The sequence below is a fragment of the uncultured Ruminococcus sp. genome (assembly GCF_947301925.1).
Lineage (GTDB): Bacteria > Bacillota > Clostridia > Oscillospirales > Ruminococcaceae > Ruminococcus.
In genome coordinates this window covers 42,171-53,226 of record NZ_CAMYUE010000016.1, presented here as the reverse complement: position 1 = coordinate 53,226, position 11,056 = coordinate 42,171, and the positions used below count along the sequence as shown (strand labels likewise).

At 49.1% G+C, this 11,056-nt stretch carries 2 protein-coding genes; one reads left to right on the top strand and one right to left on the bottom strand.

Features of this window, described 5'->3' with window-relative positions; genetic code table 11:
* Positions 1 to 9,145: SpaA isopeptide-forming pilin-related protein (locus Q0Y65_RS13525; protein WP_297960865.1), on the bottom strand; the 9,145-nt coding region annotated here is incomplete at its 3' end.
* 499 nt (positions 9,146 to 9,644) lie between these two features.
* Here Q0Y65_RS13525 and Q0Y65_RS13520 point away from each other — a divergent pair.
* On the top strand, positions 9,645 to 10,835 hold the full coding sequence (locus Q0Y65_RS13520) for an ECF transporter S component (RefSeq protein WP_297960862.1): 1,191 nt from the start codon (positions 9,645 to 9,647) through the stop codon (positions 10,833 to 10,835).
* Positions 10,836 to 11,056: the final 221 nt, after the last annotated feature.

Here is an 11,056-nt window from a genome sequence, read left to right as displayed (position 1 = left end):
TAGGTGCAGCCAGCTCTTCAAGAGTGTATGTACCGTCTTCAACAGTTACGATAGTGGAAGTCTTGCCTGACATCCATACCAGTGATGAACCGACGCCGTTGATGATAGTTCCCTCGTCGCCGATCTTGATCTGACCGTCCTTGAATACGATCGGATTGCCTTCGCTGTCCTTACCTGTGAGGGTAAGCTTAGCGTCCTTGATCTCCTTGCTGTTCATTCCGTCTATCTTGCTGATATTAACGGTAACAAGTGTGGTCGTGGTAGTAGGCGTTGTGGTCGTTGTAGATGTCGTGCTTGTTGTCGTCGACGTTGTTGTCGTCGTCGTAGACGTTGTAGTTGTCGTCGTGGACGTTGTTGTTGTCGTTGTAGTCGACGTTGTGGTTGTAGTAGTAGTTGTTGTTGTTGTAGTTGTTGTGGTGGTAGTTGTTGTAGTTGTAGTTGTAGTTGTGGTTGTGGTTGTAGTAGTTGTTGTGGTAGTTGTGGTAGTAGTGGTTGTAGTTGTTGTGGTGGTTGTCGACGTTGTTGTCGTTGTGGATGTTGTTGTAGTAGTTGATGTGGTAGTGGTGGTTGTTGTTGTCGTAGATGTAGTGGTCGTTGTGGACGTTGTTGTCGTCGTTGTTGCCTCTGCATCGTTGACCTTGATAGCACCGTTAGCCTTATCAACTACATAGTAGCCTGACTCAGCAGTCTCATCGTCTGCGTCCTTCAGGTCTGCGCCGCTGGCAGCTATGATCTCGTTCTCGCTTATAGTGAAGCTGAGCTCTGAAGCGATGATGGTGTATGTTTTGTCACCGTCGGTGAATGTCTCGTCATCACCTGTCTCCTTCAGTGTGTAGGTACCGTCCTTGAGTGCCTTGACGATCTTTGCAGTATCGCCTGAGATCCACTGGATACCGATAACCTTGCCTTCGCTGTTAACTACGGGAGTGAAGTCCTTGTCTGCCTTGTTTGCGTCTGTGATAGATGTCCAGTCAATGTCGGAGTTAGTGATCTCGATATGAGCATTCTTAACTTCCTTCTGACCTGTGATATCGTACTTGCCTATTGTGAACTGGTTGGGAGCGTCCTCGATAACGAGGTGTCCTGTTGCTTCGTCCACATAAGCGTTGCCTGTGGTTGTTGCGCTTACATCCTTTACCTGACCTTCGTCAAGATAGAATGTGAATGTGGAAACTACTGTGTATCCGTCGGGAGCGGCGTTCTCTATGAGAGTATACTTACCGTTCTTCAGACCTGTGAACTTAGCAGAGTTTCCGGGGAATTCTACTTCTGTAACATCGCCGAGTGCCTTGCCGCCGTTGACGCTGACGCCCTTGAGAGTAACGCCCTTGTCCTCGGCCTTGAGAAGGAATGTAGCCTGGCCTGCGTCTGCGGAAATCTCCTCGCCGCCCAGAGCCTTCTTGTCGATTGTTATTGTAGAAGCCAGCTCGTCCTGTACCTCAAGAGTCTTGCCGTCGTCCTTCTTGACTACATTTCCGCTTGTTACTGTGTCAACGTCTGTAACAACACCGTTGTCAATTGTGAAGTTGAACTTTGTAACTACTTCATAGCCGGTAGGAGCAGCTGTCTCTTCGAGGCTGTACTTGCCGTCCTTGAGACCTGTAAAGTCGATATTGTTGCCTGTGAATTCGTAAGATGTATCATCGGCTGTGAGAGTCTGTGACTTAGCCTCTCCGTCCTCTGTCCAGCTTACTGTTACACCTTCAAGTGTCTTGCCCTCGTCCTCAGCTGTGAGCACGAATGTAGCCTGACCTGCCTCTGCGGGGATCTCCTCGCCGCCGAGAGCCTTCTTGTTGATGTTGAGAGTTGACTTGGCGTCCTCAACTACGAGGTGACCGTTTTCGTCAACGTATGCGTCTCCGTCTGTTACTGTGCTTACATTTGAAACGTTTCCTTCCTTGTCAACGTCGAATGTGAACTCTGTAACTGTTGTGAAGCCGTCGGGTGCAGTTGTCTCCTTGAGAGTGTATGTACCCTCCTTGAGACCTCTGAGAACTGCTGTGTTGCCGTCAAAGTCGATGGACTTATCGCCCTCTGATGCCTTGACTGCGCTCTCGCCCTCGCCGACTTCTACACCTGTGAGGTCGAGGCCTTCGCTCTTGGCTGTAAGTGTGAACTCAGCCTTGCCCGATTCCTCGGGGATAGGTGTTCCGCCAAGTGCCTTCTTGTCGATTACTACTGTTGTCTTGTCGTCCTCGACTACGAGGTGGCCTGTCTTTTCGTCAACGTAAGCCTTGCCGTCTGTAACGGTGCTTATGTTGGAGATATTGCCGTCCTCGTCCACGTCGAAGGTGAACTTTGTAACTGTGATGAAGCCGCTGGGAGCAGCTGTCTCTTCAAGTGAGTATGTGCCCTTGCCCAGGCCTGTGAAGCTTACGCCGCTGCCTGAGAAGCAGAAGTGATTGTCTCCTGCTATGATAGTCTCGGAGGTTGCACCCTCACCTGTACCCTGAGTTACTGTTACGCCCTTGAGATTCATGCCCTCATCCTCAGCTGTGAGAATGAATGAAGCCTCGCCTGCGCTTGCGGGGATCTCCTCGCCGCCCAGAGCCTTCTTGTCAATGGTGATCGTGTGCTGTCCGTCCTCAACTACGAGGTGACCTGTTTTTTCGTCGATATAAGCCTGGCCGTTTGTGTTTGTGCTTACGTTAGCGACCTTGCCGTCAACGATATCGAATGTGAACTTTGTAACTGTTGTGAAGCCGTTGGGTGCAGCTGTCTCTTCGAGACTGTATGTGCCGTTCCTGAGGCCCTCAAATGTTACGTTGTTGCCTGTGAATTCGTAAGATGTAACGCCTTCGCCGAGAGTCTCGGATGTAGCTCCTTCGCCCTCGCCCATGCCGACTGTTACGCCTTCGAGTGTCTTGCCTGCGTCCTCAGCTGTGAGTACGAATGTAGCTGAACCAGCCTCTTCGGGGATCTCCTCGCCGCCGAGAGCCTTCTTGTCAAGGGTCATTGTTGATCTTGCGTCCTCTACTACGAGGTGACCGTCTTCGCCAACATATGCCTTGCCGTCTGTTACTGTGCTTACATTTGAAACATTGCCCTTTTCGTCAACGTCGAATGTGAACTCTGTAACTGTTGTGAAGCCGTCGGGTGCAGTTGTCTCTGTGAGAGTGTATGTACCCTTCTTCAGGCCGTTCAATACTGCTGTGTTTCCGTCGAAGTCAACTGATGTAGCGCCCTCTGTTACATTTACAGCGTCCGCGCCCTCGCCGACAGTAACGTCTGAGAGATCAAGTCCCTCGCTCTTTGCTGTCAGTGTGAACTTAGCCTTGCCTGCGTCCTCGGGGATAGGTGTACCGCCGAGAGCCTTCTTGTCGATGATGACCTTTGTCTTGGTGTCCTCAACTACGAGGATGCCGTTCTCATCGATATAAGCCTTGCCGTCTGTAACTGTGCTTACGTTTGTAACCTTGCCCTTTTCGTCAATGTCGAATGTGAACTTGGTAACTGTTGTGAAGCCGTCGGGAGCAGCTGTCTCCTCAAGTGAGTATGTACCCTTCTTGAGGCCTGTGAACTTAACGTTGTTGCCCTCGAACTCGTATGAGGTATCGGTCTCGCCGAGAGTCTTGCCTGTTGCGGCTGAACCTACTGTTACCTCTACTCCTTCAAGAGTCTTGCCCTCGCCCTCTGCTGAGAGAACGAATGTAGCCTTGCCTGCGCCTGCGGGGATCTCCTCGCCGCCCAGAGCCTTTTTGTTGAGTGTTACTGTGGACTTCCTGTCCTGTACCTCGATGGTTCCGTCGTCCTTCTTTACAGTAAGACCGTCTGTTACAGCCTCAACTTCCTTGACCTTACCGTTTTCGATGGTGAAGGTGAACTTTGTGACTGTTGTGAAACCGTCGGGAGCTGCGGTCTCCTCAAGGCTGTACTTGCCGTTCTTGAGACCTGTGAAGTTTACGTTGTTGCCTGAGAACTCATAAGAAGTATCATCAGCTGTAAGAGTTGTGCCTGATGTACCCGTACCTGTTGATACTGTAACGCCTTCAAGAGTCTTGCCGGCGTCCTCAGCCTTCAGTACGAATGTAGCGGAGCCTGCCTCTGCGGGGATCTCCTCGCCGCCGAGAGCCTTCTTATTGATTGTAATGTCAGACTTCTTATCCTCAACTACGATATGTCCGTTTTCGTCGAGGTAAGAATCGCCGTTTGTAGTCTTGGTAACATTTGTTACCTTGCCGTTTGCGTCCACATCGAATGTGAACTTTGTAACTGTTGTGAATCCGTCGGGAGCAACTTCCTCGGTAAGTGAGTATTTGCCAGCCTTCAGGTATTCAAATACGGCATTGTTTCCGTCGAACTCTGCTTCTGTAACGCCTTCGCCCAGAGCCTCGCCGCCGTTGAGCTTAACGCCCTCCAGTGTTGCGCCCTCGTCCTCTGCCTTCAGAGTGAACTTGGCATTTCCTGCCTCTGCGGGGATAGGTGTACCGCCCAGAGCTACCTTGTCAAGGTTGATAACGGGTCTGTCCTCTACCCTGAGGACCTTGCCGCCGTCTGTAGGTGTTACCACGCCGTCTGTAACAGCGCTTACCTCTGTTACAAGACCGTCTGTGATCTTGAATGTGAACTTGGAAACTGTTGAGAATCCGTCGGGAGCTGTTGTCTCCTCAAGTGAGTATGTACCGTTCTGGAGATACTCGAACTTGGTGCTGTTGCCCTCGAACTCGTAGGATGCAACTTCGCCCAGAGCCTCGCCGTCGTTGACCTTGACGCCCTTGAGTGTAGCGCCTTCGTCCTCAGCAGTGAGTGTGAACTTTGCGTTGCTTCCGGTGATGATCTCGCCGCCCAGTGCAGCCTTGTCGATCACCATGATAGGAGCGTCCTCGACCTTGATGTGGCCGTCTTCGCCTACGTAAGCCTTGCCTGTTGTACCAACTTCGCTTACTTCCGTTACCTTGCCCTTATCCACCTTGAAGGTGAACTCGCTTACTACTGAATAGCCTGCGGGAGCCGCTGTTTCGGTAAGCTTGTATGTACCGTTTCTGAGACCTGTGAATGTGATGTTATTGTCTGTACACTCAATATTCTCGACCTTCTTTACAGGCCCGAGACGTGTGCCGTTGTTTATGCTTACGCCTGCAAGATTACTCATGGCTCCTTCGCCAACAGCTTCGAGTGTGAATTTTGCGCTGCCTGCCTCTGTAGAAATTACCTTTCCGCCCAGTGCAGTCTTGTCGAGAGTGATAGTGCCCTGCTTTGTATTGAGAAGTGACTCTGACTCTCTCTCGCTGATGACAACGCCTGCGTCGTTCATCTCGACAATAACGCCGTCCTTGATAACGATGGTCTTATCGGCCGCCTTTTCGTAGCCCTTGGGAGGTGTTGTCTCCTCGAGCTTGTATGTACCGTCCAAAAGGCCCTTGAATACCTTGGGATTGCCGTCCTTTGTGTTCCACTCGATGAAACCGCCTACTTCCTTGATGGTGTCAGCGGCAGGAATATTTACGTCTGCGGACTTTGATGAACCCTCAAGGAATGTGAGCTTCATAGCTGCACCTTCATTTGTGCCTGTGGGCTGTGTAACGCCTGACGCACCGAATTCCTTGGTTATTGTTATCTCGGATACCTTATCCTTGATGATTATGTGTGTGGGATCAGCGGGATCAACACTGTACTCGCCTGTTGTGGAAGCGCCTGTAAGTGTGATAACTCCGTCTGTGATGTTGAACTCGAATTCAGACTTAACCTTTGCATAGCCGTTAGGTGAAGCTGTCTCTTCGAGAACATAATCGCCGTCCTCAAGGCCTGTCATAGCAGCATTGCCGCCTGTGAACTCATAAGCCTTGCCTTCATCTGTGAGTGTTGCGATCTTTGATACCTGTACAACAGGCTTCAGAAGATCTCTTGCCTCGGCACGGATATTGTAGATCCTGCCGTCGTCAAGTGTGAGAACGTAAGTACCGTCGTAGATACCATCAATTTTGAGCGTATCGCCTGTTGCAGTACCTGAGATCTCATAGAGGTTCTGTGCTGCTTCGATTGCAGCTCCGTCAACTGTTACATTATAGAATGTATTGCCGCGGAGGGTGTAGCCCATGCCTGCGGTCGTATTCTTTATTGTAACGCCCTTGGAATTATCTGTAAGGCCTACGAATGAAGTAAAGGACTCGTCAAGTGTCTCATCACTGAGTGTGAGAGTGCCGAGCTTTGTGCCGTCCTTCTTTGTGAGCCTGAACTCTGCGCCCTCGATAACGTTGGCGTTCATGTCGTACTTGCTCACAGAAATGGTCTGCTTCTTATTTATAATGTCGTTGACCTTCTCATAACCGTCTTCCGCATAAACGTCACCGCTTGCTGTAAGCTTGCCGTCTGCGTCTCTTGCGATAGTGAAGGTTCTTACTGCTGTATCTCTTGTGTAGCCTGCGGGAGCGCTGATCTCTTCGATCTGGTATGTACCCTCGGGAAGGCCTGTAAAGATAACTGCCGAACCGATGGAGTACCACTCGAATGCTGATTCGCTGTCGCTTGCTAAATTCTTGATCTCATTCTTGCTGAGCTCAAGCTTATAGGGTGCGATGCCTGCGTCAGGCTTGTTCCAGCCGTAGCCGTTAGCGGTAAAGTACTGTGTATCGTGAGCCTTTACCTTTGTGATGTCAGCACCGCTGGTGCTTGTGAGTCTGAGAAGAGCACCGGGAACAGGTGTATCGTTCTCGTCTACCTTTCTCAGTGAGATCGAGTACATATCGTCTGTTATGGTCACCACGCTGTTATGAGCATCTGATGTATCATATGCAGCTGTACCCGAAACAGATGAAGGCTTGCCGCCGTCAACTCTGAACTTGATCTCGCTTACAGGCTGGTAGCCCTCGGGAGCTTCTTCTGTCAGAGTATATGTACCGTCAGGGAGTCCCTCGAACTCGATATCCTGTTCGATGGTCGTCCATGTGATAGTGCTTTCTGTGTATGCGGGCTTGCCCTTGGTGTTTGAATCAAGGTTTGACTTGACGCCCGATGCAAGATTATCGTCGGCATTTGCAGCCTCATCGAGAGTAAGAGTGAACTTAGCGCCCGTAAGTCTCTTTTCAGCAGACTTGAAAGTAAGTGTCTCGTCTGTCTGAGTGTCGATAGTCATAATATCGGAGAGCTTTACGAACTTGATCTTATTAGCGATCTCCTCGCTCTTGTTTGTAACGATGATGTGCTTGTTGCCTCCTGCTGCACCGTTGCCGTCATAGGAAACGGTGTAGCCTTCAGGAACGTTGTCCTCTACTATATAATAGTAGTAAACAAGACCTGCCTTGCTTGCCTTCTCGAGATTTTCCCATTCCTCGTTCCAGCTGTTTGATTCCTTGAGTGACTTTGAACCGATGATCTGTGATGCGAGGGGGTCACCGCTGATGGCAGTCACCTTGCCGTCTGCTACTGTTACCGTAACAGCTCTTTCCTCGATCTTGAATTCGTATTCGCCGTCGTCAATAGCAGCGTTTATACTGCCGTCCTCCTGAGGAGTAAAAAGGTCTTCCCTGCCTTCGTAATTCTGATTCTGGTAGTATGTGACCTTGTTTGCATCCTTATCGGCAACTGCCTTGTACTCCTGACCGTCTATCCTGAACTTGCACTTTTCCGTGTCGCCTTCAGCGATGAAGTTTACGAGGTCAGTAAACTTGTTTGCCAGTGTGAACTCAGCAGCGGGATCTGTAACGCCGGACTTGGGCAGACGGTAAAGAGTAACGCTTATTTCGTCACCGCTGTGGTTGTCGTTTCCGTCGCTCCACTTCTTCTCAGCGGAGATCTCAAGTGTTTCCTTTGTATTATCGAGAGGATTCAGGAAGAATGCCATATGGCTCTCTTCATCAGCCTTTATCTTGTTGGCAATGATGTTACCGTTTATCTGGAATACGTTGAAATCGGTATCGGGAGCCAGAACACAGCCCAGCGGTATACCGTCAAAGCCGAACTTTACCTTTGAGCCGCCGGGGGCTGCATTATAGAAGTTGTAAAGGATATTGGTACCGCTCTGAACGGTAGCCTCGCCGTTGTTGAGGTTAGCGTCTGATCCTTCAACGGGGATATAATCCCATTTTGTCTTCCAGAACACATCAGGCTGCTGCTGGAGGTCTACGTTTACGATAAGAGTCTGGCCGCCGCCGTATCTTCCGTCCTTGTAGTTGATGCCGTTTACAGCGATCTCGTAATACTTGTCAAAGTCCTCAGCCTTGATATTGAGAACATTGGCGCCCTCAGGATAGAGGTTGAGAGTAGCCTTGCTTACGTCATCGCCGTTCCAGGGATCCTTTCCTCCGTCCCATATAAGCGACTCATATCTGTTGTCCTTGTAGGTACTTGCATAGTCATCTGACATAGTCTCATAATAGGTCTTCAGAGCTGCAAAGTCGATGAAAGTGCTGCCTGCATGAGCATAATAGCTCTCAGTGCCCGATTTCAGGTTATTGGTAACCCTGAACATTATCGGTCCATTATACTTTGCAGGAGGATCGCTCTCTTCAAAAGCCTGACGTTCCTCTGAGTTCGCGTATGCTTCAACAAGAGCGGGATAATCTCCCTTCTTGCAGGGATAGATATTCACGCCGGAATATCTGCTGTCATTGGTTGGGTTGAATACCGTAGGATATGGCACCTGAACTCTGTCATTTGCAGGTGTTACTTCTTCCCAGCTCTCGCCTGTTTCGTAGTTGTATTTTGTTTCTCTCTTCTCGGGCGTATCGTTGCCCCAAATCTCGTAATCCTCGGGCAGGAGCCAGTCGTAAAGATAGTTAACGCTCAGTGTGGTAAAAATCTTGCCGTCATCAGGCTCACAAATGATATCGCTTCTTGTACGCGGATCCAGAGTCCATACCAGTTCATCGGTAACGACATTGAGAAGTCTTCCGACGTCCTGGCTGGGAGCGGTATAGTTCGCGCCCATGATATAAACAGGCGTTGCCACGTTACCGTTTACATGGTTGTCAGCTTCGACACTCTCAAATCCGAATAAGTGGAAGTCACCTGCCACGCCCAACGGATTATTTCTGTTCCACATCGTCTCTTCATACGGTGTGTTGACTATGGGTAATCCGTCAGTGCCGATACCATCTTCTGCCGCGACCGAACGCAGCGGACTCAGTCCTGACGGCAGCGCATAGGTCACAGCCAGGAGTCCTGAGGTAACGCCACTAATCAAACGTTTCCCCAAAGATTTTTTCATGGTCATTCCATCCTTTCGTTTTTATTTTTTTACAATCCCCCGTAATCTACCCTTCTGCTTGTACGCAGCATGATAAAATTAACAGTTTTTTGTACTATAATTATATCACATTGGTATACAAAATGCAATATTTTAGGCATACTAAAAATGAAAAAAAAACGATTGGTATTTGTGCAAAATGTTATCAAATTCTGTGTTTTTTCCCCATTTGGGAACAAGTTCCACAAAATACCACTTTTCTCGTCAACCGGTACTACCAATTTAAGTGACTCATGGTAAAAAACAGTTCAAAATTGTATTTCACCACATAAACTTTTAGTATTATTTTCTGTTTATATAACCACATATAAAAGTTATATTTAGCAATAACGCACTATTAAAAGGTGTATTTTATTATTATTTCTGTGAAGCAGGCTATTTACAACCGGTGAAAAACGTGGTATTATGGTATTATTGTATTATATCCCTTAACGGGAGTAGTAACAAGGAGGAATTTAATATGAAAGAGAAGTTCAATGTACGTTCACTGGTGCTTCTGGGTCTTCTGACCGCCGTGGTGGCGCTGTTCTCACTGACGCCCATCGGCTCCATCCCCATCGGACCGCTGTCCATCACCCTTAACATCATCCCAATTGCTATAGCCGCTATCGCGCTCGGACCAACAGGCGGACTTATTATGGGAATAGTTTTCGGTATCTTCAGCTTCCTGCAGTGCTTCGGTATCGGAGTCCTCAGCGGAATGGGTGCGATGACCCTGGAGATAAGCCCTACACTCACATTCATACAGAGAGTCGTTTCCCGTGCTCTCGACGGACTCCTTGTGGGACTGATATTCCTCGGTCTCTCAAAGATCAAGTCAAAGAAAGTCCTCTCGGGCATCACAAGCTCTGTGGCAGGCGCCGTATCCATCGGTCTTTTCCTGTCCGTAATGCTTCTGATATGCTACGACGAGAACGGCAAGTACAAAATGTCCGACGGTATGTACAAATTCATGACCTCGGGACTCCCCCTTGCGCTGGTCCTCTTAGCTGTGTTTGCTGCGGGATTCGCGCTTACATTCTGGTTCCTCAATAAGAAAAATCTCTCGAAGGTACAGCAGTCCTGCGCCGTTTCAGGCTTCTCGGCAGCTATACTCAACACCATATTCTTCATGTCCGCTCTGGTACTCCTGTTCAACCACACCGCTACAGGTATGGACAACAAGTACACCATCACGGTGGACAACGGCCTCATCACTGAGGTAAAGGACAACGCAGGCAACGATGTGGATTTCTCCGCAGATGGCAAGCGTATCCTTTTCGGCAGCGATCTTGTGTTCACGGTAGCAGACAGCGACGCAACTCTCCCCACTACGGAAGAGACCGAGGCTGTCAAGTTCGTCCTCAGCTCGCCAAAGCTCAAGGGCGCTACACTGAACGGCAAGGAAATAAAAGGAAAATCTGTAAAATTCAAGGAGCCGTCGGCTGCGCTCAGATGTATGGACGACGGCAAATACACACTCAAGGTATACAAGAAGTTCAACTATATAGACAGACTCAGATCCGGCAAGAGCATAATGCTCTTCCTCATCACATCAGTAGGCATCAACGCACTGTTTGAAATGGTAGTATCCACAATATTCACGACTCTTATCGGCACAGCCCTCTTCAAGGCAAAGCTGATAAAGACCCCCGAAAATCTCAAGGAATGATCGCAGAAAAGCCTTTTCCCACTATCGGAAAAGGCTTTTTTATGCCCGGATGGCAACGCGGCCGGAATCATTGTTCATAAGCCGTGCCGCTCACCGCAATTTTTGAACAGTTCTTCTCACTGTTGTTTTTCTACAAAACGCACTCGCCTCACAGTATAAAAAATGTATAATTTAAGCAGGCAATGATTTAAGGAACTGCCGTTCACTCCAAAATGACGGCG